20 protein-coding genes are annotated in these 24,395 nt (G+C 50.6%); 13 read left to right on the top strand and 7 right to left on the bottom strand.

Annotated elements, in window-relative coordinates; translation table 11 throughout:
* Positions 1-55: 55 nt before the first annotated feature.
* From SD10_RS22665 to SD10_RS22645, 5 genes are all read left to right on the top strand, one after another.
* Positions 56-1,717, top strand: a complete 1,662-nt coding sequence (locus SD10_RS22665) for an FAD-dependent oxidoreductase (RefSeq protein ID WP_046576992.1) — start codon at positions 56-58, stop codon at positions 1,715-1,717.
* A gap of 208 nt (positions 1,718-1,925) precedes the next feature.
* Positions 1,926-2,198, top strand: coding sequence for a UBP-type zinc finger domain-containing protein (locus tag SD10_RS22660; RefSeq protein WP_082111672.1), 273 nt, complete (start codon positions 1,926-1,928; stop codon positions 2,196-2,198).
* Between the two features lie 75 nt (positions 2,199-2,273).
* On the top strand, positions 2,274-3,455 hold the full coding sequence (gene egtB, locus SD10_RS22655; RefSeq protein WP_046576989.1) for an ergothioneine biosynthesis protein EgtB: 1,182 nt from the start codon (positions 2,274-2,276) through the stop codon (positions 3,453-3,455).
* The gene (egtD, locus tag SD10_RS22650) at positions 3,419-4,492 is read left to right on the top strand and encodes an L-histidine N(alpha)-methyltransferase (RefSeq protein ID WP_148562493.1); all 1,074 of its coding nucleotides are present in this window, start codon (positions 3,419-3,421) and stop codon (positions 4,490-4,492) included. The genes egtB and egtD overlap by 37 nt, the downstream gene beginning before the upstream one ends.
* 520 nt (positions 4,493-5,012) lie before the next feature.
* A complete protein-coding gene (locus SD10_RS22645) occupies positions 5,013-5,966 on the top strand; it encodes a phytanoyl-CoA dioxygenase family protein (RefSeq protein WP_046576985.1) in 954 nt (317 codons plus the stop codon).
* 296 nt (positions 5,967-6,262) lie between these two features.
* Here the strand turns inward: SD10_RS22645 and SD10_RS22640 are convergent, their stop codons facing one another.
* Both SD10_RS22640 and SD10_RS22635 read right to left on the bottom strand, forming a co-directional pair.
* Positions 6,263-7,798 (bottom strand): SusD/RagB family nutrient-binding outer membrane lipoprotein, encoded by a 1,536-nt coding sequence (locus tag SD10_RS22640; protein WP_046576984.1) that lies wholly within the window; start codon positions 7,796-7,798, stop codon positions 6,263-6,265.
* 119 nt (positions 7,799-7,917) lie between these two features.
* Positions 7,918-11,139: a SusC/RagA family TonB-linked outer membrane protein gene (locus tag SD10_RS22635; protein WP_046576983.1), complete on the bottom strand. Its 3,222-nt coding sequence runs from the start codon at positions 11,137-11,139 to the stop codon at positions 7,918-7,920.
* A 483-nt stretch (positions 11,140-11,622) separates the two neighbouring features.
* Here SD10_RS22635 and SD10_RS22630 point away from each other — a divergent pair, with 483 nt between their 5' ends.
* The 7 genes from SD10_RS22630 to SD10_RS22600 all read left to right on the top strand — a co-directional run bounded on the left by SD10_RS22630 (position 11,623) and on the right by SD10_RS22600 (position 18,059).
* Positions 11,623-12,444, top strand: a complete 822-nt coding sequence (locus SD10_RS22630; protein ID WP_046576982.1) for a phytanoyl-CoA dioxygenase family protein — start codon at positions 11,623-11,625, stop codon at positions 12,442-12,444.
* 55 nt (positions 12,445-12,499) lie between these two features.
* Positions 12,500-13,726 carry a sterol desaturase family protein gene (locus SD10_RS22625; RefSeq protein ID WP_046576980.1) on the top strand — a complete coding sequence of 409 codons (1,227 nt, stop codon included), beginning with the start codon at positions 12,500-12,502 and terminating at the stop codon, positions 13,724-13,726.
* 65 nt (positions 13,727-13,791) lie between these two features.
* Complete coding sequence (locus SD10_RS22620) at positions 13,792-14,415, top strand: redoxin domain-containing protein (RefSeq protein ID WP_046576978.1); 624 nt, start codon at positions 13,792-13,794, stop codon at positions 14,413-14,415.
* Complete coding sequence (locus SD10_RS22615) at positions 14,402-15,358, top strand: DUF1684 domain-containing protein (protein WP_046576976.1); 957 nt, start codon at positions 14,402-14,404, stop codon at positions 15,356-15,358. Before SD10_RS22620 ends, SD10_RS22615 begins: the two co-directional genes overlap by 14 nt.
* A 117-nt stretch (positions 15,359-15,475) precedes the next feature.
* Positions 15,476-16,567: a methionine aminotransferase gene (locus SD10_RS22610; RefSeq protein ID WP_316933117.1), complete on the top strand. Its 1,092-nt coding sequence runs from the start codon at positions 15,476-15,478 to the stop codon at positions 16,565-16,567.
* A 136-nt stretch (positions 16,568-16,703) separates the two neighbouring features.
* Entirely contained in the window at positions 16,704-17,252 is a 549-nt protein-coding gene (locus SD10_RS22605) for a carboxymuconolactone decarboxylase family protein (protein ID WP_046576974.1), read from the top strand.
* 3 nt (positions 17,253-17,255) lie between these two features.
* On the top strand, positions 17,256-18,059 hold the full coding sequence (locus tag SD10_RS22600; protein WP_046576973.1) for a mycofactocin-coupled SDR family oxidoreductase: 804 nt from the start codon (positions 17,256-17,258) through the stop codon (positions 18,057-18,059).
* A 27-nt stretch (positions 18,060-18,086) separates the two neighbouring features.
* Here the strand turns inward: SD10_RS22600 and SD10_RS22595 are convergent, their stop codons facing one another.
* Together SD10_RS22595 and SD10_RS22590 are read right to left on the bottom strand one after the other, a co-directional pair.
* Complete coding sequence (locus tag SD10_RS22595) at positions 18,087-19,373, bottom strand: DUF1501 domain-containing protein (protein ID WP_046576971.1); 1,287 nt, start codon at positions 19,371-19,373, stop codon at positions 18,087-18,089.
* A gap of 87 nt (positions 19,374-19,460) precedes the next feature.
* Positions 19,461-21,065 (bottom strand): DUF1800 domain-containing protein, encoded by a 1,605-nt coding sequence (locus tag SD10_RS22590; RefSeq protein ID WP_046580001.1) that lies wholly within the window; start codon positions 21,063-21,065, stop codon positions 19,461-19,463.
* 258 nt (positions 21,066-21,323) lie between these two features.
* Between SD10_RS22590 and SD10_RS22585 the strand changes: the two genes are divergently transcribed.
* The gene (locus tag SD10_RS22585; RefSeq protein WP_046576969.1) at positions 21,324-21,722 is read left to right on the top strand and encodes a hypothetical protein; all 399 of its coding nucleotides are present in this window, start codon (positions 21,324-21,326) and stop codon (positions 21,720-21,722) included.
* 213 nt (positions 21,723-21,935) lie between these two features.
* On the opposite strand, the gene SD10_RS22580 is transcribed toward SD10_RS22585, so the two are convergent.
* The 3 genes from SD10_RS22580 to SD10_RS22570 are packed head-to-tail and all read right to left on the bottom strand — an operon-like array spanning position 21,936 to position 24,361.
* Complete coding sequence (locus tag SD10_RS22580) at positions 21,936-22,511, bottom strand: carboxymuconolactone decarboxylase family protein (RefSeq protein WP_046576968.1); 576 nt, start codon at positions 22,509-22,511, stop codon at positions 21,936-21,938.
* A gap of 15 nt (positions 22,512-22,526) precedes the next feature.
* Positions 22,527-23,081 carry a carboxymuconolactone decarboxylase family protein gene (locus SD10_RS22575; protein ID WP_046576966.1) on the bottom strand — a complete coding sequence of 185 codons (555 nt, stop codon included), beginning with the start codon at positions 23,079-23,081 and terminating at the stop codon, positions 22,527-22,529.
* Between the two features lie 53 nt (positions 23,082-23,134).
* The gene (locus SD10_RS22570; protein ID WP_046576964.1) at positions 23,135-24,361 is read right to left on the bottom strand and encodes an MFS transporter; all 1,227 of its coding nucleotides are present in this window, start codon (positions 24,359-24,361) and stop codon (positions 23,135-23,137) included.
* Positions 24,362-24,395: the final 34 nt, after the last annotated feature.

Raw genomic sequence — 24,395 nt, 5'->3', positions numbered from 1 at the left:
AGCCATCTGGCAGGTTCTTTCGCTCTTTCGCTCTTTTACTCATTCACTCTTTCCTATGAAGCTACCCATTATTTTCTCTATTGACGATGATCCGCAGGTCTTGCAGGCGATACAGCATGATTTACGACAGCAATACCGAAAGAAATACCGGATTCTTTGCACCAGCTCGGCGCAGGAAGCGCTTGATTCATTGGCTGAGTTGAAAAAAAAAGGGGAGGAGGTTGCGCTCTTCCTGTCCGACCAGCGGATGCCAAGCATGACGGGAGTTGAATTCTTAACCCAGGCCCGGAAGGTATTTCCAAATGCCAAACGGGTATTGCTGACCGCTTACTCGGATATCGATGCGGCTGTGCGGGCCATCAACGAGGTTCAACTGGACTATTACATTGCCAAACCCTGGGACCCACCCGAAGAAAAACTGTACCCGGTATTGGACGATCTGCTGAGCGACTGGTTTTCAGACTACAGGCCACCCTCCGCAGGGTTGAAGCTGGTTGGTTACCAGTTTTCGCCCCGTTCGCACGAGTTAAAAGACTTTTTGGCGGGTAATCTCTTTCCTTACCAATGGTTTGATATTGAAGGCAATCCCCAGGCGCAGGAACTGCTCGACCTGCACGGATTAAGTGCCAGTGATTTGCCCATTGTTATCCTTGAGGGTGGAGCGGTGCTACAACAACCGACGCTGGCCGATCTGGGCGAAAAGCTTGGCTTACAACCCAAAGCATCGGAAGGGCTCTATGATCTGGCTATTATCGGCGCGGGTCCCGCCGGGCTGGCAGCTGCCGTATATGGCGGTTCAGAAGGCTTAAAAACAATTTTGATTGATAAACGGGCCCCTGGTGGACAGGCCGGCACCAGCTCACGGATTGAAAACTACCTGGGCTTCCCCAATGGCCTGAGTGGGGCCGATCTGACACGGCGGGCTATTACGCAGGCACAACGGTTCGGAGTGGAGTTTCTGGCTCCGCAGGAAGTGGTGTCTATCAAGTCGCAGGGTCAATACAAGCACATCGCGTTAGGTGGGGGCAATGAAGTTGTCGCACGGTCCATTATCCTAAGTACAGGTGTTTCGTATCACCAGTTGGACAACGAAAGTCTTCAGAAATACACGGGTGCGGGTGTCTATTACGGAGCCGCTACTACCGAAGCCTTTGCCTTTAAAGGGCAACCTGTTTATATTGTTGGCGGAGGGAATTCAGCCGGGCAGGGGGCTATGTACCTCTCCCGAACGGCTTCCGAAGTATATATATGTGTACGTCGCCCCGATCTGTCTGAAACGATGTCGCAGTATTTGATTGATCAGATCGACAAGACCCCCAATATCACCGTATTGGGTTGTACTGAAGTCGTGGAGGGGCTGGGCAAGGAGCGGCTGGAATGCCTGGTGTTGGAAAACATGGACAACAAAGAACGCCGGACTGTGCAGGCGGGTGGCCTCTTCATTTTCATCGGTACAAAACCCCTAACCGATTGGATTGAAATGGACATTATCAAAGATGCTAAAGGATTTATTGCCACGGGCCGCGACTTAGCCAAGTATGCCGATTTCAAACAAGTCTGGCGATACAATCGGGAGCCGTTCTCGCTCGAAACCTGTAGCGCAGGAATTTTTGCCGCTGGCGATGTTCGGGCGGGGGCTATGAACCGGGTTGCATCGGCCGTTGGCGAAGGTGCCATGGCCGTAAGTTTCGTTCATAAATACCTGGCAGAGAGTTAGAAGAGATGTATGGTGTAGGCTGTATGATATAGGCAAAATACATCATACAGCCTACACCATACATCCCATATCCTCCAAGGGCCGTGAGGACACGGCCCTCTCAGGCGTCAGCAACGGGGTAACCATCCTGTAGGGAGGGCTGTGAGGACATAGCCCTTGGAGTGACGTTTTGCCATACATCCTACATCCCATATCCTATATCTTTCTTATGGTTAAGCCAACAATTTGCTCTCATTTATCCGCAATCACGGAGCTCCGGGTTGCCAGTGATTATGTTTGTGAAGAATGCATCAAAACGGGCGATTCGTGGGTTCATTTGCGTACTTGCCAGACCTGCGGAACAACGCTTTGCTGCGATTCGTCGCCCAATAAGCATGCAACAAAGCATTTTCGGGCGAGTGAACACCCGGTTGTCGCTTCTGCCGAACCCGGCGAGCGCTGGCTTTGGTGCTATGCTGATGAACAAATGGCTGAATACTAAACAAGGTGCTTCATTTATCGTTAAACAAATAGTACACTCTATAGACTTTTAGAGCGCTCATAACGACAAATCTGAATGATTGCCGAACAAACGCTTACCGAACAATACTATCGGGTACGGTTGCATTCTGAGGCCATATGCCGGGGTCTCGAAACCGAAGATTATGTCGTACAACCTGTTGCCGATGTTAGCCCGCCAAAGTGGCATCTGGGGCATACAACCTGGTTTTGGGAGACATTCGTGTTGAAACCCAATGTACCCGGTTATCGCATTTTTCACGACGATTTCAGCTACGTTTTCAATAGTTATTATGAAACGGTTGGGAAACGCGTCCTACGTACCGATCGTGGAAATCTCAGTCGCCCGACGGTAGCGGGCGTGTATGCCTACCGGGCTTATGTAGACGAGCAGATGAGCCGTTTTTTAGACACGGCTGAGCTATCGCCTGACCTCCATGCGCTGATTCTGCTGGGGCTGAACCACGAGCAACAGCATCAGGAGCTACTCATTACAGACATCAAGTACATTCTGGGGCATAACCCATTGCTACCGGCTATCGAGATGCCTTTTCAGGAGCACCAATCGCAGTTGCCAAGTCCCGATGCCGTACTTGCCGAAGGAATATACACGATTGGTTATCACTCACCAGATAGTCAGACTGGCGGCTCTTTTTACTTCGATAATGAGGTGGGATCGCACAAGGTGTATCTGAACAAAACGACGCTTAATGGAAATTTGGTGACCAATGAAGCGTATCTTGCTTTCGTCGAATCAGGTGGTTATCAAAACTTCCGGCACTGGCTTTCCGACGGCTGGGCGTGGGTGAAAGCAAATGATATTCAGGCACCTTTATACTGGCACCGGATCGATGGCGCGTGGTGGCAGTACACCCTCGACGGGCTGCGGCCCGTTGATCTGAATGCACCGGTTTGCCATGTAAGCCATTATGAAGCTGATGCCTATGCCCGATGGACAGGCCAGCGGTTACCAACTGAACTTGAGTGGGAAGCGGCTGCTCCACAACTTAACTGGGGTGCGCGGTGGGAGTGGACCAATTCAGCCTACTTGCCTTATCCCGGCTTTGTAACTGCCGAAGGAGCTGTGGGCGAATACAACGGTAAATTTATGAGTGGACAGATGGTTTTGCGCGGGGCATCTGTAGCTACGCCTGAGGGACATTCACGGGCCACTTACCGCAATTTTTTTCAACCAGACAAGCGATGGCAGTATACGGGAATACGTGTAGTGAAGAACTAGAAGCAATGGGCATAGGGCAATGTGCTGCTGAATTAGAGCGGGTTAGCGGGCCAATTGGGATGGGAGCAGCTATTGTGGATAGTCAACTGCCAGAGTCAGCAGCTCTTGCCGATGAAGTACGAACAGGTTTACAGACAACACCCAAGCGCTTATCGTCGCGTTTCTTTTACGACGCCGAAGGCAGCCGGTTATTTGCTGAAATCATGCACTCGCCGGACTATTACCTGACCCGGTCGGAGTATGAAATTCTGGAAACGCATAAAGCGGACATGTTGCGACAGTTTTCGCCCGGCAATCAGCCTTTCGAGTTAGTCGAACTTGGGGCGGGCGATGGCCTGAAAACAAAAATTCTGCTCGGTTTTTTTGAAAGCCAGAAAGCAGATTTCACCTACGCGCCAATTGACATTTCAGCCGATGCACTGGATGGACTGGTTGCCGACGTGCGAAGACAGTGGCCTGATTTGCAGGTAAATCCGCGCCACGATGATTACTTCAGCGCGCTGGAACTGCTTTCTCAGGAAACAGATAACCGCAAGGTTGCTCTATTTCTGGGCTCAAACATTGGCAATTTTGCGCCGGATGATGCCGTTGATTTCTATCAGCAACTGCATGACCGGTTACAACCCGGCGACATTGTGCTGACGGGATTTGACCTGCAAAAAAATCCTGCCATAATTCATACGGCCTATAATGACCGGGAAGGCTTAACAAAGGCGTTCAATCTGAATCTCCTCCGGCGAATTAACCGTGAACTGGAGGCCAATTTCGATCTGGATGCTTTTGACCATTATGAGACCTATAATCCTGAAAATGGTGAAGCGCGGTCCTATCTGGTAAGCCAGAAAGTGCAGACCGTAACGATTAAGGCATTGGATATGCAGGTGCCCTTTCAACCCGGTGAAATAATTCATACTGAAATATCACGCAAATTTAGCCGGACACAGATCGAGCAGCTAGCTCAACAGACAGGCTTCTCGGTGACGGCTTGGTTTACGGATAGTCAAGGTTATTTTGCTGACGTAGTATTCGAACGTTAGTTTATAAGTTGATAATTTACTTGTCGCTGGCCAGTCCGTCAAATACGAATAATCATATAAAATAGCGCAGTGCGTGTATCGCCTGAATTGCAGCGTTCGTAGTTGCAATTCAGGCGATATTTTGTGTAAAACCGTCTGTGGAAATTATTTATATTTTATTCGAAATACCTAAAGTAACTATTTATTTATTATGCTTTTCGTGAACATAAAATGTGAAGTAACAAAGGGCCTATACTTTATTGATTAATAATTAAAAATGATAGTTATAGATTTGGGTAAACTATGAACATATTATAGCCAATTATTCAAATTGCGTTAAGATATATATTTAGGTAGTTTATTCATTATCAGGCATTTAATTGCTGATTTTTATAGCAGTAAATATATTTAGCGGTTAGTTGTCCTGCCTCAGGTATTAAAAAATAGTAGTACTTTCAGCGTAGAAATTACTAAGTATATAGCGCTATTAGTCAGTTTGGTATATCCCTTCCTTGTTTACTGTATTTTACTATTGACGACTATGATTCCACAACTATTCACTCCTATTTTTAATGAAGCTGACCCTAAGGAAATTGCCGATGAACTTAGGACTAAAAAAGGATATCGTATTTTTGAAAAAGCTATAGCGCTAGGGACATTGGCAGATATTGTCAATAAAATTGAGATAAAAGATTATTTAATAAATAATAACAACGTAGGTGTTGTTCGTTCGTCCTGGAGTAACTTTCTCTCACATACACTAGCCGTATCGCAACAGTGTTATGACATTATCACGTCCGAACAGGTAAGGGCTATCTGTCGAAACTATTTTGATGGACCGTTTAAGTTAAGTAGTCAGCGCTTATACGAAACGCATACGCAGGCACACTTGCCGTGGCATACGGATAATAATCTGCTGGCGGAGAATAAATACAAAGCTAAGCATAGCATGCCTGGGCTCGTCTTTCTGTTCTACCTAAGTGATGTATCGGACATCAATCCGTTTCAATTAATTCCAGAGTCCTATACCTGGGCCGATACCAGCACGGATCGTTATTTTTCAGATAAATACATCAACGACAACTATGCGGATCAAATCGTATCTGTCCGTGCGCCAAAAGGAACGCTGATTTTATCCAATTCACATCTAGTCCATCGGGCAGAGCCGTTCAAATGCGCCGGTTTCAGACGGTATACGTTTATTTTTCAGGTAGACGAGATGTCGGAGAACTACGCTGGTCATGGCGAGCGGCTGCTGATCAATCCCGCCTTTGTGAACGATACAAGTCCCGAAGTCCTGCGTTATTTAGGATTCGGCACACGATCGGATTATGTCACGCTGCCGCAAACATCGGTGTCCACGTTGCTGCCACACGATCTGTTGTTGATGCAAAAGAATATTTTACCTCAGGCCTTTAGGGGTTTGATGCTCTCCGTAGCGAAAAGTCTGATTCCAGCCGTAATGTTGAACAGGATTAGAAACCGGGTTTTCTGAATAAATGGATTGCGTACTCTTTGTACTACAGGAACTGTGTCATCACAGCCCTCACGGGCGTCAGCAACGGAGTCGCCATCTGGAGAAGTGGGTTGTGTCCTAACGACCACGGAGAAGGGTTTCTGGAACGCCAGCCCGGTCAAAACCTCGTTAGCTTGACGGCAGGCTGACCGCCCATTCAACAGGTTTTAAGAAACTGACAGCACAATGGCAAAGCCCTCAGGTTAAGAGGCTGGAAACGAATAAGCCCAACCAGTTACGGTCGGGCCTGTTCATGTGGAATAGAAAGAAAATGGTTATTGCTTGTCCCACCAAACGCGGGTGTCGAGGTTGTCGGCTCCCTGCCGGGTAACGGCTTCCTGCCGGTTGGCCGTATTGACCGACTGCTCTGAATCGGGATACGACAAGCGATTGATGAAATTGCCCTTTATTTCCTTGCCCGGATAGGGGTTAGGCGTCAGCGCGGGGAAACCACTCCGCCGGAAATTAGCGAATACTTCAGGGCCATTCAGGAACGAAGCGATCCAGTACTGGGTGTTGATCAGCTCCAACCCTTTAGCTGCCGAATACGGATTCTTGGCTAAATAAGCGGTAATGTCGGCATCCGCTACCGCCGATGTAGACCCATAGTCGGCTAGCTGTTTCATGTGTGCTGTGACACCCGCATTGTAGAAATCGGCCGCATTACCGGTTGTCCAGGTGCGTTGAGCTGCTTCGGCCAGTAGCAGTTGAGTTTGCGCATACGTGACCAGATAGCAGGGAGCAAACTGGCTGCCCATGCGGGTACGATCCAACTGCGAATAACCGTAGAAAAATGGAATACCAAGGTCGGTGGTAGCGCGAGCCGTAATAGTGCCATTATCGTAGCCAAGTGGCATCCCGATTTGCATGGCCGGGTCGCGGGAGGCCAGGGTCGCCGTTTGTTCCGGTCCACTTTTGGCACCTACATACCGTACGGCAATGGATACCAGACGTGGGTCGGATGTTGATTTGAGGTAATCCACAAACGTCTTGGTCAGGTAGTAGTTGGCTGCTTCAGTCGAGTTAACGGTAGCGCCTACGGCATTGGTATAGTTGGCGTTGTTCCGAACCAGTGCATTGTCGGCGTTCGATTGCATAAGGCCTCCTGCAACGGCCTTCTGAACGGTTGACTGGGCCAGGGTTGGGTTCACTTTCGACAGGCGCATACCCACCCGAAGCAGAAGCGAGTTACCAAACCGTTTCCATTTCGTGATGTCGCCACCATAGGTAATTTCACCGGCTTCCGTCGGTTTGGATGCATCCAGAGCGGCTGTTGCTTCGGTTAGCTCCTTGATGAGATCGTTGTAAATACTCTCCTGCGTGTCATACTTCGGTAATACGTTGCCCGAAATATACCCTACACCAGCCTGACTGTAAGGAACATCGCCGTAGGTATCGGTTAGTACATGAAAGGTGTAGGCCTTCCAGATACGAGCCATATTATACAGATTTGTCCGGTTTGCATCAGATTTGGTCTGGTTGATCACGTCGACCAGATAGCGAACTACGTTCTGGTAATATTGCCGCCAGATGCCCCCATTCACGCCAGATGGACCCCGGTTGTCGATGTTGAAATTACCACCGGCAACGATGCCTGAGTTCGGTGTGAACATCTGCTGAACCGTGGGCTCCTCGAAGGTCAGTATACTACCCGGAAAGGACGTACCAACCATGGCATTGTTAAACGTAAAAACGGGGTTCAGTGTCGTTGCTGCTGTTGGGTTGACGTTCAGCTCATCGAACCCTTTGTCGCAACTACTCGTGGTAAAAAGCAGCGCAACCAGTGGTATATATAAGAGTGTCTTTTTCATTTTTGGAGTGTTTGTGGTTCTGATATTCAGTTTTCGGTATACGGTTGGCTGGTGCGTGATGAGTGTTTGCGTCAGCTAATTGTATACCGAAAACTGAATATTAGACCCCTTAAACTTGGTTAAAATTTAACATTCAGGTTAAAGCCTACACTGCGCGTGGTGGGTAGGCCCGTCGATTCCAAACCAATCAGGTTATCCGAGCTAAAGCCAAACTGTTCGGGGTCGATGTTGGGTACCCATTTTTTAATGATGGCCACGTTGTTCGCTACGGCACTCAGGCGTACGCCTTTAATGAACAGGGTTTTGGGTAGAAGTTTAGTGAAATCGTAGCCCAGGCTGATCTGGCGCAGTTTCCATAAACCGGCATCATACACGACCTGCTCGCCCAGGCTTTTGGACCGGCCCACCGAATAGTAATCCTGTACAAACGCCCGAACGGCATTGACCTCACCCTTTTCGTTGACACCCGGCCCTACCATTTTGTTATCCGCATCGCCACGACCAACTAGCGTTTCTTTTTGCAAGCCATGCCGGAAAGCATTCAGGTTAGTACCTGAAATCATTTTTCCACCCAGTTTAAAGTCAATCAGGAAGGATAAACTTATGCCTTTATAATTGAAGCTGTTGGTAATGCCGCCTACATAACGGGGCAGGGCTGAACCGAACGAGATAGGCGAATCTGTTCGTACAGGAAGACCATCACTTCCATTAATAAGTTGCCCCTGCTCATTGCGTTTATAGCCGTACGTATACAATTGGCCCAGCTGCTGGCCGACTACCTGGCGCAGTTCACCTACGTAAATGCCTGTACCGACTACGATTTGCTCGGGCAATTTATCGTTGTTATAGTCTTTGCCCGGTGTCCCGTCGTCATCAGTCAATAACCGGAGCAGTTTGGTCTGATTGTACGAACCATTCAGCGTAATATCCCACGAGAAATCCTTGGTCCGCACGGGCGCCAGGTTCAGCAATACTTCAATGCCCTGATTGCGGCTTTGGCCACTGTTGATGAGCGAACTTGTATAGCCAGACGCATCAGACGATTGCTTGGCAACAATCTGGTCGCTGGTAATCTTGTTGTAAACCGCCACATCCAGGCCCACCCGGTTGTTAAACATCTTCAATTCCAGCCCTAATTCGGTTTCAGCGACACGACTGGGTTTGAGTGTAGTACTGGGAACCGTATTGGACGTAATATAGCCCAGGGGCTGGCCATTACCGGCAGGATTCGGGAAGAGATTGGCATTGACCGCGTAGAACAGATTATTCGAATACGGCCCTACATCGCCGTCGCTGCCCACTTCTGCATAAGCGGCCCGTAATTTACCAAAATTCAGCCAGGTGGGTAAGTTATTGAAGGCCTGCGAAAAGACGAAACTACCCGTTACAGATGGATATAGGATACTGCGGTTTGCCGGAGATAGCGTCGAGAACCAATCGTTCCGAACGGTTCCGTTCAGGAAGAGAACATCTTTAAACGAAAATTCAGCGGCTGCATAGAGCGAGTTTACTTTGCGTTCGCTCAAACTGTACTGCGGGTCTTTTACCCGGCCATTCTGTGGTGTATAAAGCCCCCGGACAACGAAATCAGTAGCCAGAACGCTGTTCAGATCAGACCGGCGATAGAGCTGGTTCCCGCCCAGCGTTAGGTCGATGCCCAGAACACCAAACTTGTGGTTAGCCCCAATCAGGAAGTCGGTATTGACTTCGCGGAATCGGCGGGCTTCCTGCACATAAGCCCCATTCACAAAACCGGCTGGAGCGGCCGCCAGGGAAGCCTGCCCCGTGGGGAAGTTATAATCCTGGTCGCGTGACCAGTAATCCTGCCCGACCCGGCCCTGAATATAGAGCCAGTCGGTCACGTTGTAGCGGGCTGAAATATTACCGAACAGACGATCCCGGCGGATGTTCTCAAACTTGTTGTTGAGCACAAAGTAGGGGTTTGTCCGGTTCATAAACCGCGAATAAATAAACTCGTTGCCGGTAGCCGGATTGATCTGGTTGGCTTCCAGCACGTCGAGCGGCATGGAGTTGGCCAGCGTGTAAAGTACGGTAGGCGTACTGTTGTCCTGCTGAGCAATCTGGGGCGGGTTCTTGTTGTACTCGTTCGAGTAGTTCATCGTACCCGTGACCGTCAGTCTCGTCGACAGGTTGTAGCTGAAACCCAGGTTGATGGTTTTCCGGTTGAAGGTGTTGTTGCGGGTAATGCCCTTGTTATCCAGGTTAGAAACGGAGAGGTTGAAGCCCCCCTTGTCGCTACCCGACGAAACGGCAACGGAGTTGGTCATCGTTGACCCATCCCGGTAGAAGGCATTGATCCGATTCCGAACCGGTGCGTAAGGCAGCGTTATGCCACCAAACAGCACCTGTGTTTGCCCGGCAAATTTCTCACCGAAGCTCCAGACGCCCGAGGTTGGGTTGGGGGCCGTTGGCCGAACACCATATTCGCCCTGACCGTATTCATACTGATAGTCGGTGTAGTCCAACGGATGGTCGCTGGTGTAGTTCATGTTGTAGGTTACACCAATTCCCTGACCTGTCCCTTTCGTTTTGGTAGTAATCAGAATAGCGCCGTCTTTTGCCCGTGAGCCATATAAAGCTGCCGCCGTACCGCCTTTCAAAACGGTCATGCCTTCGATATCGTCCGGGTTGATGGACGATAGCCCGTCGCCACCATCGGAGTAGTTCCGGTCACGGTTACCAATGGAATTGTCGCTGCCGTTGTTGCCATTGTTCTGGCCGAAGTTGGTGTTATCGACCGGCACACCATTAATAACGATGAGGGGCGAGTTCTGTCCTGAGAAAGATGACTGACCCCGGATACGAATTTTACTCGTACCGGCAGCACCCGTACCAAGGCTGGAAATGTTTACCCCGGCAATTTTACCCTGCAGGGCATTTATAAAGTTAACGGACCGGTTTGTGGTTACCTGTTCAGGGTTGACAGTGGCTGTAGCGTAGCCAAGGCGTTTTGCTTCTTTCCTGATACCCAAAGCTGTCACAACGACCTCGCCCAGGCTTTGCTCGGCTTCCTGAAGTGTAACGGTCAACTGGGTCTGATTGCTTACTTCAACGGTATTTCCGGCATACCCAATGGCGCTGAAAACGAGCGTAGCCTTGGCAGGAACGTTCAGTGTAAAATTGCCATTGCCATCTGTCGTCGTACCTAATTGAGTATTTCTTACTAAGATGTTAACGCCTGGTATGGGTTGCTGGTCTTTTCCGGATAATACCCGGCCCGTAAGCCGGTGATCTTGCGCAAAGGCTGCCTGACTGATCAGGAATGAGATCCAGATGTATGCTAGACAGGCGCTAATCCTTGTCTGTAAATTATGTTTCATAAAAGTAGCAAGTTGGTTTTAGATTCATGTGTTCAAATAAGTGCAAAATAATCTTTTTTTTATTACAGAAGTCTAAAGGGTATTATTTGCTGTATCTACTTTAATTTTAGGAGTCAATAGGATGAGTTTTGAGAACACTCAATAAAAATTTGGAAAAAGAAAAATCATTATTCACCTTTGCCTATCAAACTAAGCGACTATTGCCTTATATAGTCCATTAGCTTATGAAATTTGACCAACAACCAGCCTATTTGTGCTCAGTGACCCATCTGGTAACCAATCATCTCACTATGATGATGGGTATGCGTTGTTGTTAAATTAGTCTTTCTAGCCTGTCTGAGCCCGAATAGGCTCCCGGTAAATTCCTCCTTTTTGTGGCAAATAATTAGTTGCCTTTTTTATTAGCAGTAATACTATACTTATTCTGTATAGTAAATAGAAAATAAGAATAAATCAGTTCAAACGACACTAACGTTCAACTCTATGGTAGCATTATCTGGTAATTTGGCTTCTGTTCTTCCTGCACAAATACTAAGCGCAGAGGAAATCGCTTTCTTTGAAAAAAATGGGTTTCTACACATTAGAAACTTCGTCAGCCGTGATACCGTGCAGGTTTTTCTCCATGAATTACAGCGCGTTGAAGCGGACTGGATTGCCGAAGACGTTGACAAAATCAATGGTATTCCCATTAAGTACGGTCGTGATGAAAACGGGCAGCGTATTGTTCAGCGATTTGCGTTTACATCTCTCTTTAGTCCTGTACTACACGAGTTTTTACAGGATGAGCGTCTGAAAGGCCTTACCAGTCTTCTGCAGCCCTATAGTGGCCGTATTGGCGAAGAAGAAAAGGATGGCCTGGTGGTAAACCATTATGTTCGCACGCCTGAGAGCAACTTCTCGCGTATGGGCTGGCATACAGATAGCCCGCGCGATTTGTTTCTTGGACAGCGAATCCGGCCTATGCTGAACGTGGGACTTCACCTCGACGACTGCCCGATGAGCAATGGAGGATTGCGCGTCTTGCCGGGTACCCACAAACAAAACACGTTGCTAACGCTGTTCCGTAAACGTCAGTTTATAGATCACCGCCCCGATCCCCGCGAAGTAGGGTTCGATATCGAAGCTGGCGACCTGACCATTCACAACGGCAGCTTGTGGCATCGGGTAGAGCAGTCGCCTAATATTGGGGCCGAGAGCCGCCGTCGGGTCATGTACATTCCGCTAGTTACGGGTGACTATCAGCCCAAAAATGCGGCCAGCAAAACGCCATTTTATCATCGGTTAGGGGCTAAGATTCTTCGGTAAGCAGTTTACTAGGACAGAAGACGCAAGGTGTTGCGTCTCTACAATGCATTGACGTATGCACTATAACTGGCTGGCTCTCGCGGTTCCGCTGTTTCTCTTCTTTATGGGACTGGAATACCTGGTGGCGAAACGGCAGAATAGATCCTACTTTCGGTTCAACAACTCGGTGGCTAATCTTAACGTCGGCATTGCCGAGCGGTTGCTGGATACGTTTACCACCGGTGCGTTCTTCTTTTTTTACGAGTACCTGCATCGCCATTATGCCCTGCTCGATATTAAGGCTACAGTTTGGGGCTGGCTGGCGTTGCTGATCGCTACGGACTTTGTCTGGTACTGGTATCATCGGCTGGCTCACGAAATCAATGTATTCTGGGCCGTGCATGTGGTGCATCACCAAAGCGACGATTTCAACTATACCGTTTCGGCTCGTATTACGGTATTCCAGGCGGTTGTGCGCACGGGCTTCTGGGCTATCCTGCCCATTGTGGGATTTCCGGCCGAAATGATCACGGGTGTCTTGCTGATTCACGGACTGTATCCATTTTTTATTCATACCCGCACCATTGGCAAGTTAGGGTGGCTCGAATATATTCTTGTAACACCGTCTCACCACCGAGTACACCACGCCAGCAACCCACAATACCTCGACAAGAACTACGGCGACATGTTCATTATCTGGGACAAACTGTTCGGTACGTTTGCCGAAGAACAGGAGGAGCCTGTCTACGGGCTGACCAAACCACTGGACAGTCACAGTTTTCTGTGGCAGCATTTTCATGGCTTGCTCGAAGTGTTCGTTGCCGTTCGACGGGCACCCAGCCGGCGGGCAAAACTGGCGGTGTTAATTAATCGCCCCGACTCTATTGATTCAGCTATTCGGGACCGACTGGAATGCCAGTTCCTGTCGGCCGACGCTGCGGGCCGCTCGACGGTTCATAACAGCAACTGGCGGTTTCGAGGCTATGTGGGTGGGCAGTTGGCCGGTACGCTGGCCATTTTATTTGTCTTTCTGCTGATTGAACGTTCCGTACCGGCTTCGCTTCAACTACTGACCAGCTTATTTATACTGCTGACGGTGATCAACTGCGGTGCGTTGCTTGAGCAACGTCGCTGGGTGCTGTACCTGGAAATTGGCCGGCTGGCGGTGCTGTGGATAGCGCTGTATGTGACCTTGGGAAATCCCATGCTGATTGTCCTGGCCTACATCGGCAGCTTGTCGATCTGGGCGTACTTTTCCCTCGTTCAAAAGCGCTATTTCCAGTTGGTGTATGGCGTACACTAAGCTTACCCATTCTCGAAAACAGAATAGGGTAGTATAAAACTAAAATCCAGTAAACACGTATAACTATGACGCTCGAATTTCAAAATGAACTGGGTGATATTCGTACAGTGAACGCACAGCAGCGCTCGAAAACGGTTCCGACCAATCCATTAAAAACGGGCGATCTGGCTCCGTTTTTTAGTCTGTCTGGCGCGCCGAACGATTGGCGGGCATCGGTTTTTGGTCAGAAACTATCGGGTGGCGAAACGTCGCTGCTCGATCTGGTCAATGAACGGCCGTTGGTGGTCAGTTTCTACTGCCCTTGTTGGGGACGCTACGCGCGGCCTTATCTGGAATCGCTCATCCGGCTCAACCAGTCATTACTGGCGGTCGATGCGGAGTTAGTTGTGTTTTCCAATGAATCGCCCAGCATTCTGGCGCGGCAGGTGGGTAGCCTGGACTTTCGGGTAGCCTACGATGCCGAATCGAGCGTGGCGCAGCGGTTTGGGGTTTATAGTGAAGATTATCCGGTTTGGGAGCGCGTGTCGGGTATTTCGGAAGAAGCCTTCACACCTGCTTTATATGTCATTGGCCAGGATCGGCGGATTGCTTACCATTTTCTGGACGAAAACTTTGACCGTACCCTCGACTCGGAAGCGATTTCTTCCGTTATTGACAACCTTAATCCTGTTCATCATGCAACGTATTAAGCAGGTATCGAGACCGCTGAATGGCTACTCACGCTGTTTTTTCGGCGTATGGTTTCTGGCAATGGCCGCGTCTGTGGGGTGGAAACACGCCGACGAACCATCGTATAAGGCACAAATTGATGAGTGGCATCAGCATCGGGTGAGTTCCCTCAAAAGCGAAACGGGCTGGCTGAACCTTGCCGGATTGTTCTGGCTGACCGAGGGTAAGAACTCACTCGGCCGTGGATCTGACTTCGATTTGGCTTTTCCGGCTGCCAATGCTTCCGTCGATTTAGGTACACTTTACCTCGAAAAAGGCGAGGTACGCTTTGCCCCGAATGCAGACAAAACCGTGCTGGTCGATGGGAAGGCGGTCACCGAACCACTCGTCATTTTTGCATCCAATACGAAACCAACGGTATTGGCTAATGGCTCGCTGCGGTGGTTCATTATTAAGCGGGGCGATAAATATGGCGTTCGATTACGCGACCTGGAAAGCCCTTATCTGAAAGAATTTCAGTCTATTGACCGCTACCCCGTTGATGAAAGCTGGCGGGTGAAGGCGCGTTTCGAAGCACCCGCTTCACCAAAAACCATTCCGATCATCGACGTATTAGGCATCGTATCGCAACAGCCACTGGCAGGTACGCTGGTGTTTGAGCGGGCGGGCAAAACCTACCGGCTGGATGCCGTTGGCGAAGGAGAAAAATTGTTTATTCTGTTCGGAGATAACACAAATGCGCACGAAACCTACGGTTCAGGCCGGTTTCTGTATGCCGATAAACCAATTGCTGCCGGAAACGGGAATTCACCATCGGAGAAAGAATGGGTAACGCTTGATTTTAACCAGGCCATTAACCCGCCCTGCGCGTTTACACCCTACGCTACCTGCCCCATACCGCCTAAACAAAACAAGCTGGCGCTGGCTGTAACCGCTGGCGAAAAGCGTTATGGGGATCATTGATCGGGACGCTGGGAAAGCCATGTAAATCAGGTGAGAATGAGTATACAAAAAATAGAAAGGATAGGAGCCGGACTTGCCTCCAAACTACCAAACGTAGGCACGACGATTTTTACCGTCATGTCTAAACTGGCAACCGAAACGGGCGCTATCAATTTATCGCAGGGATTTCCTGGCTTCGACTGCGCGCCCGAACTGGTGTCGCTGGTTGAGCACTACATGCGGAAAGGCTTTAACCAGTATGCGCCGATGACTGGCGTGCCAGTCCTGCGCGAAGCCCTGGCTCAGAAAACGTTTGAGCAGTATGGCGTAGCCTACGACCCGGATACGGAAGTGACGGTTACGTCGGGCGCAACGGAAGCAATTTTTGCCGCTGTTACGGCAGTCGTGCGGCCCGGCGACGAAGTGCTGGTCATTGAACCCGCTTATGACAGTTATGTGCCCGCCATCGAACTCAATGGCGGCATTCCTGTTTATGTGACGCTAACCCCACCGGACTACAGCATTGACTGGCAGGCCGTTCGTGAGAAAATTACGGACAAGACAAGGCTGATTTTAGTCAATACACCCCACAATCCAACGGGCCACGTCTGGACCACCGATGACCTGAATAAACTGGCAGAGTTGATCTACGACCGCAACATCTGGATTGTGAGCGATGAAGTATACGAACACATCCTGTTCGATGGCCGGACCCACCACTCCCTTATGACGCATCCGGTGTTGCAGGAGCGCACGTTTGTGGTGGGATCATTTGGAAAAACGTATCACATTACCGGCTGGAAAATCGGGTATTGTCTGGCCCCGAAAAGTCTCAGCGTTGAGTTTCGTAAAATTCACCAGTACCTGACCTTTAGTACCGTTACCCCAATTCAGTACGCGCTGGCCGATTACCTGAAACAACCGGAGCCTTACCAGCAACTGTCTGCTTTTTACCAGCGTAAGCGCGATTTGTTTCTGGATGGGTTGCGGAGTTCACGATTTACGATCAAACCAGCGGAAGGAAGTTTTTTTCAGACCGTTTCGTATGCAGCTATCACCAACGAACCCGATTACGACCTGGCCATACGGCTTACCAATGAGATCGGGGTTGCGGCCATTCCTGTTTCTGTGTTTTATCACCAGAAAAACGACTACAAAATCCTGCGTTTCTGTTTTGCCAAAGAGGACGCCGTCTTGCAGGAAGCTGCCGATCGGTTAAGTAAGTTGTAAGGACTCTTATATAGATTTAGGCCAGCAGAGCCTCTTCCACGGTCCGTGAGGACACGGACCGTGGAAGCAGTGAATGTGTTGACCTGCCTCTGAACGGGGACGACAAACCACAAACTCTTTTCTAACTCACCCAGCTATGCCTCGTATTACGCCCCTGTCAGCTACCGAAGTGACCCCTGCTATTGACGCGGCTTTTGAGGCCCACGTGACGGATTATCCGGGTAGCCGGATCACCAATATGAAAGCCACGCTGGGCCGCTCACTGCTGGCCTTTCAGGTGTATATGCAATGGTACCCGTTGTACGAAGAGGTCAAGAAAATTGTGGGAAACCGGCAGGCGTATCTATTTGCGCACGCTATTTCGGAAGGGTCGAACTGCCCGTTGTGCACGACCTTTTTCCGGCGAATCATCATCGACAATGGCGAACGTCCCGAAGATCTTCACCTAACGGATTCCGAACAGGCACTTATTGATTTCGGCAGTGCCATTGCGCAGCATAAAGGTGAGGTTTCGGATGAACTGTATGCCCCCATTGCGGAGCGTTACACGGATCAGCAGATTGTGGTGCTGGTGGCATTTGCGGGCCAGATGATTGCGACCAATGTGTTCAACAACGTGCTCGACGTCAACATTGATGAGTATCTGTACCCGTATCTGCCTTTAACCAACAAAACTCAACCCTAGCCAATGGCCGAATTACAAGGTGAAGTCGCGTTTATTACCGGAGCTGCTCATGGGCAGGGGCGGGCGGTGGCTCTGGCGTTAGCCCGGGAAGGTGCTCACATCGTAGCCTTCGATCTGGCCAAACCGCTGGCCTATCCCGGTTATGCGCTCGGCTCCGAAAGTGAGCTCGACTCGTTGATCCGTGAGGTGGAAGCCCTTGGAGTGTCCTGTGTGGCAGCCCAGGGCGATGTCCGGCGCGATGCCGATATCAAACAGGCCGTCGATGCGGCTATGACGCGTTTTGGCCGTATCGATATACTGTTCAATAATGCCGGTATCTGTGCCTATGGACTCGTTCATGAATTGCCCGAAGACGAGTGGGATGCCATGATCGACATTAATTTGAAGGGTGCTTGGCTGGTAGCCCGGCGCATAATTCCAGTCATGATGGAGCAGAAATCGGGCGTGATCATCAACAATTCATCCATTGCCGGGCTTCGCGGCATGAACCGACTGAGCCATTATGCCGCGTCGAAGTGGGGGCTGGTCGGCCTGACGAAGTCATGGGCCATTGAACTGGCTCCGCATAATATCCGGGTCAACTCGATTCACCCGACGGGCGTTAATACGCCGATGAACGATGGACTGGCTGAACTGGAAGGCACTACCACGCAGGAAATCGCCGAACGCTCGGCGGGAAACTTGCTGCCTGTACCCTGGGTAGAACCGGAAGACGTTTCGGCGATGGTGCTGTTTCTGGTGTCGGATAAGTCCCGGTATGTGACCGGTTCGCAGTTTGTACTGGATGCTGGCCTGCTGACGCGCTGATCGTGTAAGGCGGACATCTTGTCCGCACTATACCATCGGCAATAACGGAAACTGTCCCATTAATACCTTCTGCACATCGTCGGGCGGCAAATTGAGCCACTGCTGTAGAACGGTAGCGTAGACCGACCGGAAGTCGTGCTGCATGGCAATGTTGTCGTTTACGGTAGCATTGGCGGGTAGCTGCGGATTGGTGCCGATAATGCCCGCTTTAACGGCATTTCCAAAGTAGAAAACCGGGGCGGCTGCGCCATGATCTGTACCACCGCTGGCGTTGGATTTTATCCGTCGACCAAACTCGGAGAAAGTCATGCCCATCACCCGATCGGCTACATTAAGCCCCTTCAGATCGTCCATAAACGCGCTAACGGCCTCTGCCACCCGACCCAGCAATTGAGCATGGACGCCCGTTGTGGTGTCGTCGGGTTCGGCCTGCCTGGCGTGCGTGTCGAAACTGCCGGTACTCACCAGGTATACTTTTGTCCGAAGGCCACCCGCCACGAGCCGGGCAACAATTTTTAGCTGATCGGCCAGAGCGTTTTTGCCCGCTGCCGGATACTTGTCGGATTGCTTCGTAACGCTCAGGGCAGCTTTCCTGATGACGCCCGCATACTGGTCGGTTTTCCGGGATACTTTTTCGAGGTAAGCCAGCTGTTCGCCCCAGCGCGTGTTGCTGGTAGTATCGGTCTTATCTTCGATCAGGTTGTAAAAATTGCCTGGGTTACTAATCGCCAGCCCCATGGTAAACGACGGTCCCTGAAAAGCCGACGCCACCACCGACCCGACCTGAATGGCCAGCGGATCAGGCATGGTTTCATTAGGGTATTTATCGGGAAATCCTGGAAATATGTCGTTCAGGTAACGCCCTGCCCAGCCCGTCGGCAGTATCTTATCGGCGTCAGAACCCGTCATCCAGATGTCGGTGGCCCGGAAATGCGAGAAATTTGGCTTCGGGTAACTTACCGCCTGCACAATGCCTGCCTTGCCCTCATTGATCAACTGCTGAATGCCCGCCAAAGCCGGGTGCAGCCCCGTTGCGTCGGCACCGGTTAGTTTCAGGATTTTGTTCTGCGGTAGCGCAATGTTGGATCGCGCGGCCTGATAGGCACCGTATTGATCGATTGGAATAACGGTATTCAGGCCGTCGTTCCCGCCGTTCAACTGGATCAGAACCAGCACCCGGTCATTTGTCAGATCATGGCCGCTGGCTGGTATCAACGACGTTTGCGCCATGGCTTTTACGGAAAATCCGCTTAAAAATTGGGGTAGCACAACCCCGGCAATAGCCGTATTTTTCAGGAAGTCTCGACGTTGCATAAGAAAAAGAGCGAAAGAATGAATGAGCGAAAGAGTGAAAACTGCTATCAGCGAAATTCGCTCTTGTACTCATTCACTCTTTCGCCATTAAGTGAGTTGATACTGAGGTAAGTTCATGAGGTACTTATACAAACTCTTCAGTTTTCGGGTCACGTTGGTTTTGTTGACCGTGTCGTCGGGCTTGGCGGTTATGTTTTGCCAGGACTGCGTCCAGTAATGGTCCGACTTCATATCCTGTAGACCCGAGAGCAAAATGCTGGTTTTAATGTACTCTTTGTCTTTATCCGGCAGTTCCAGCATATACAATCGCCGAACGGCATCATCGATCAGGGCGACCGGGTCGGCGGGATTGGGCAGCGTTTGGGTGAAGGCAATAACATCAATGAGTAGCTTTTTGCCATTACGGCCAATGCTGCCGGTTGTCATGCCATCCGAAAACACGTTGCGCTTGGGTAACGTATCAGAGTTGACCCAGATCTTGTCGAACATGGGTTCCTGATAATAAGCTGGCCAACCGGCCACGTTTGGCGGATCACCGATGTTTTGCTGCATGGCCGAGGCTTGATTTTGAACCGCCAGCCAAAGCCCATATTGATCCGCGTAGTTTGTGGCATCGGGAAACGCGATGCCAAACTCCCGACAAAGGCCTACGGTATAATCCAGCGGACTTTTGATGATTGCCCCGCGATTATTGGCTTCAAAAAAATGGCGGCTTCCGAATAGCTCGCGCAACACCGGTTTGATCTCGTATTTATTGGCCCGGAAAACAGCCGCCAAGGGCGTAATGACGCTAACTTCGGTGTCGGCGTCGATCTGGTGGTAGACAAAAAAACGGTAGAGTTTTCGGCAGATGAACCGCGCCACCTCGTCCTGGGCAAAAATCATCGTGAGCAGATCATCTAATTCCTGTTCGCCTTCTGGTCCGCGCCGTCCTTTTATGATGGTATTCCCGTAGAAGTCTGAAAAGGTTTTGTCGCTGCTGTCATGCCGACCCGGATCGAAGAGGCTCACATACGTGATGGTATCATTCCGGAAGCCCGTCAGCACTTTGGCCGCTTCTTTTACATCGACTTCGGTGTAGTGCGAGCCGGGGCCTTTGCCTACGGTAAATAATTCCTGCAATTCGCGGCCGTAGTTTTCGTCGGGGGCTTTTTTGTTGCTGGCCGTACCGTTCAGGTATTTGAGCATGGCCGGGTCTTTGGTAACGGCTTTCACCAGTTCCTTAAAATTTCCCAGCGCATGTTGCCGCAGCAGCGCATTATGGCGGTAACACATCAGCGCATTGTCAACCATGTTGGTCTCGGTAACGAAATGGTTATGCCAGAAAACCACCATTTTCTCGCGCAGGCTCCGATTCTGGTTCAGCATTAAGCCCAGCCACCAGGCTTTGAACGAGTTTCGGCGCCGACCGTTGTTCATGCCGTCGTAATTGATGGATGTTGTCCAGGTTTCGCCGGGCTGAATCTCGTCGTCGGTATATTTCTCGTCGTTGTAGTTGTTGACGGGTGGGGGAGGAGCCGGTTCGTCCGTCAGCAGTTCGTTGAGGGCTTTGCGGATGGAGAGCGTACGCAGATGAGCAACATCCTGGGGCCTGGCCCCAAACGTTGTACGCTTCAGCAAATGCTTTACGTCTTCGTCGTCCCATTTGCCACGAAATGGCACTAGCTGAAGGGCGGTCTCGGTCGTTTCCATAAGGTCCATTTAGAATAGATAATGGCTTTACAGTCCCTATTTAACACCGACGAGCCATAACTGGCTCACTTTTAACGGAAGTTTAACTAAAGCTATCCGCGCCGTTTGCTCAGTCGGCCAAGCTTTCATCCATTCATCCTGTCTAAGAACCGTTCCAGTAGTTTGCAATGCATAGTACTGTCTGTGGCCCATATCTTTGTTTCACCAATCGGGAATGACCCGACCAGCATTTACTCCAAAAGATAAAACTATACAAACATGAAAACGCTCGTTAAAACATTCGTAGTTGCCCTTTCACTAGGTGTTCTTTCCTCAGTTGCTTCCTTTGCCGAAGGTAAACCCGGATCTCGTCCAGCAACGGTAGCTGCCTATAAGGCAGGTATCTATACATCGGTCGACGGTAAGCTTAACATTGGCCTCGATAAAGAAAAAGGAGGCCCGGTTGATGTTATGCTCAAAGGGACTGACGGTAAGATTTACTACAGCCAGCATCTTGGCAAAAATGAAAAAATCTATCGTAGCCGCCTGAATATGAGTGAACTGCCCGATGGCGTGTATGTCGTCGAAATTACAAACGGTGTTGAAACGACAAAACACCAGGTAACGCTATCGACCAAACAGCCAGAAGCGCCCACTCGCCTTGTTGCAATCAACTAACAGATTGTACCCGAAAGTTTAAAAAGCCGCCCCTGACTGAATAGGGGCGGCTTTTTAAACTTTCGGGTACAATCTGTTAGTTCGGTGAAGTCAGGTTTAAGAACCTGACTTGGGAGGTTTTGAGAAACCTCCCAAGTCGGTTATAAGTAACCGACATCACGGAGCAACAACGGTGCCTATCGGCAATCCATTCTATTGATGAGGGCTGGAGGGTCAGCTTGGTGGCATGTAATGATCCTCGTGGGTGTACCCATACTCGGCTACTTTCTGAGCCCGATAACGGTATAAGTCCGGACTTTCAGGAGCCCATGTATCCAAACCATCGACGTAGCGGTTAAACATGCAGAACGCGGCCGCAATCAACACCGTATCGTGAATATCGCGGTCGGTAGCGCCTTCGGTTCGGGCGTTTTCAATCTGCTCAGAAGTTACCTGTTTGCCGCCCTGTTGTACGCTTCCGGCAATGGCCAGCAATGCTTTTAACTTAGCCGAAATGGCCGCCTGGGCATAGTCCTGTTTCACCGATTGCACCAGCGACCAGTCTGCGTCGCCCAGGTGATGACTGGCTACCGCGCCATGAATGGTCTGGCAGAAAAAACAATCGTTACGGGCCGATACGTACGTGGCAATCAGTTCCCGTTCCCCTTCACTAAGTGTTGATTCAGGATGGGTTGCGTTCGCGCGAAGCAGAACGTTAACGAGGTCGTTGAGGGGGCGGGCCGTCTCGGGGCTAAACGCCATAGGTCCGCGAATACCCGGCAGTCCGGGGAGAAAATCGATATGAGGCATGGTATTCAGTTTGGTTTAGTTTGGTTTGGGTAAGACGTACCCCAGCGTTCCCATGCGTTCCCCCATAGCTTCGTAGGCGGCCGGGTCGTTGGGAGTGAGCGTAGCCAGCCCATCGACGTAGCGGTTATACATTGAAAACGAAGCGGCAATCAGGACCGTATCATGAATATCGCCATCGGTAGCGCCATGTGTGCGGGCAGCCGTGACCACATCGTCTGTGACCGTGCGGGCATCGGCGGTTACACGTGCGGCAATAGTGAGCAGGGCACGAAGCTTGGTCGAGATAGGTGCCGTTTCTGGGTTTTGCAGCGTCTGGTCGACGAGATGGGCCTGTTCGCCAAAAAGATAGCGTGAAGCGGCCGCATGGCTGTTCATGCAAAAATCGGTGCAGTTCTGATTCGATACAAACGCGGCAATCAGTTCGCGTTCCGCATCAGAAAGCGTACTGTCAGGCGAACCCGCACGAAGCAGCGCCTGAGCGAGTTCATAGAGAGGTTTACCTGTATCGGGCCGGTACATAACCAGACTGCGAATACCCGGCGCATCATTATTAAGTTGAATATGAGCCATTTGTGAATAATTGTTTAGCTGAAAAATGTTTGGTTTAATGACGTAGAACCGGGCTAAAGTGAAGGAGAACCGGGTTTATACCGGATAAAAACAGCAAGCCAGGCGACCAGAAACGCCAGGGAAAATACCAGTAATGCATTCCCGAATCCGCCCAGCCCGGCGACCATCATACCGACGAAGAACACGGCCGTTGCCGTAAAGAAACGACCGATGTTGAAGCTGATACCAGCCGCTGTAGCGCGAATCCGAACCGAGAATAAAGCGGGGATAATACTCGACAAAGCGCCCTGGCTGATGCCAAAAAACAAGGCGACGAAGGCGGTTTCGGCATAAATAACCGGCGAAAACTGACGGTTCGATAGAAACAGCAGCGCACAACCGCCTGCGCATCCGGCGAAGGTTAACAGCAGCGTTGTTCGTGAACCGAGCCGCCCAATCAGCGCGCCCGACAGCAGACCACCGACAATGCCCCCCATACCGAGCAGCATCATGGTCAGCCCCCGTTCCCGCCCACCCGTCTGGCCCGCTGGCAGGAGCGATTGTACCCAGGTCGGAATCCAGGAGAACGTACCCCACAGCCCGATCAGCACCGCTCCAAAAACCAGGACGCCCGTTAGCAGATTGGTCCGGTCGGTCCGTGTCCAGCTTTTTTCAGGGTTCGGTTGCTGGCGCAGACGTGCCCAGTGGGCTGATTCAGGTAAGCGAACGAGCATCAGAAGGGCGACCAGAACGGGAATCAGACCCAGCCAAAAGGCCTGCCGCCATGGAACCAGTCCGGCATTCAACCCGCCTGTCGCCACAATACCTACCGGAAACATGACGGCCAGAATGCCCAGTACCACCGCCCGACTTTTCTCGGGCCAGATTTCCGACAAATAAACGGTGGTAAGCAACAACACGCCACCTACACCCGCACCTGTCAGAAATCGGCAGAACAGTAGCACTGGCCAGTTAGGCGCAAAAACGGTACATAACATGGCCGCGCCGTAAAGGAACGTAACGAACGCTACGGCCCGCGCCCGGCCTAGCCGATCACCGATCAAGCCAAACAAAAGCCCGCCCGCCATCCAGCCGTACAAAAAAGCCGCATTGATGTAAGCCCCGACATCGCCCAACTGGGTTGCAGAAGCCGATTGGCCCAGCAACTCCGGGATGGCAACCGGTAGAAACGTAGCCATGAGTGTTGAGGCCGTGCCACCCAGCAAATACGATAGTGAACATAGACCAAAGGCGAACCAGTTGGCCTGTAGTGTTTCGGGTTTAGCTACGATTGTTTCCATATAGCGAAAGAGTGAATGAGCGAAAGAGCGAAGA

The sequence above is a fragment of the Spirosoma radiotolerans genome (assembly GCF_000974425.1).
GTDB lineage: Bacteria > Bacteroidota > Bacteroidia > Cytophagales > Spirosomataceae > Spirosoma > Spirosoma radiotolerans.
Note: the sequence above shows the minus strand (reverse complement) of the source record. Positions and strands in the feature narration are given on the sequence as shown.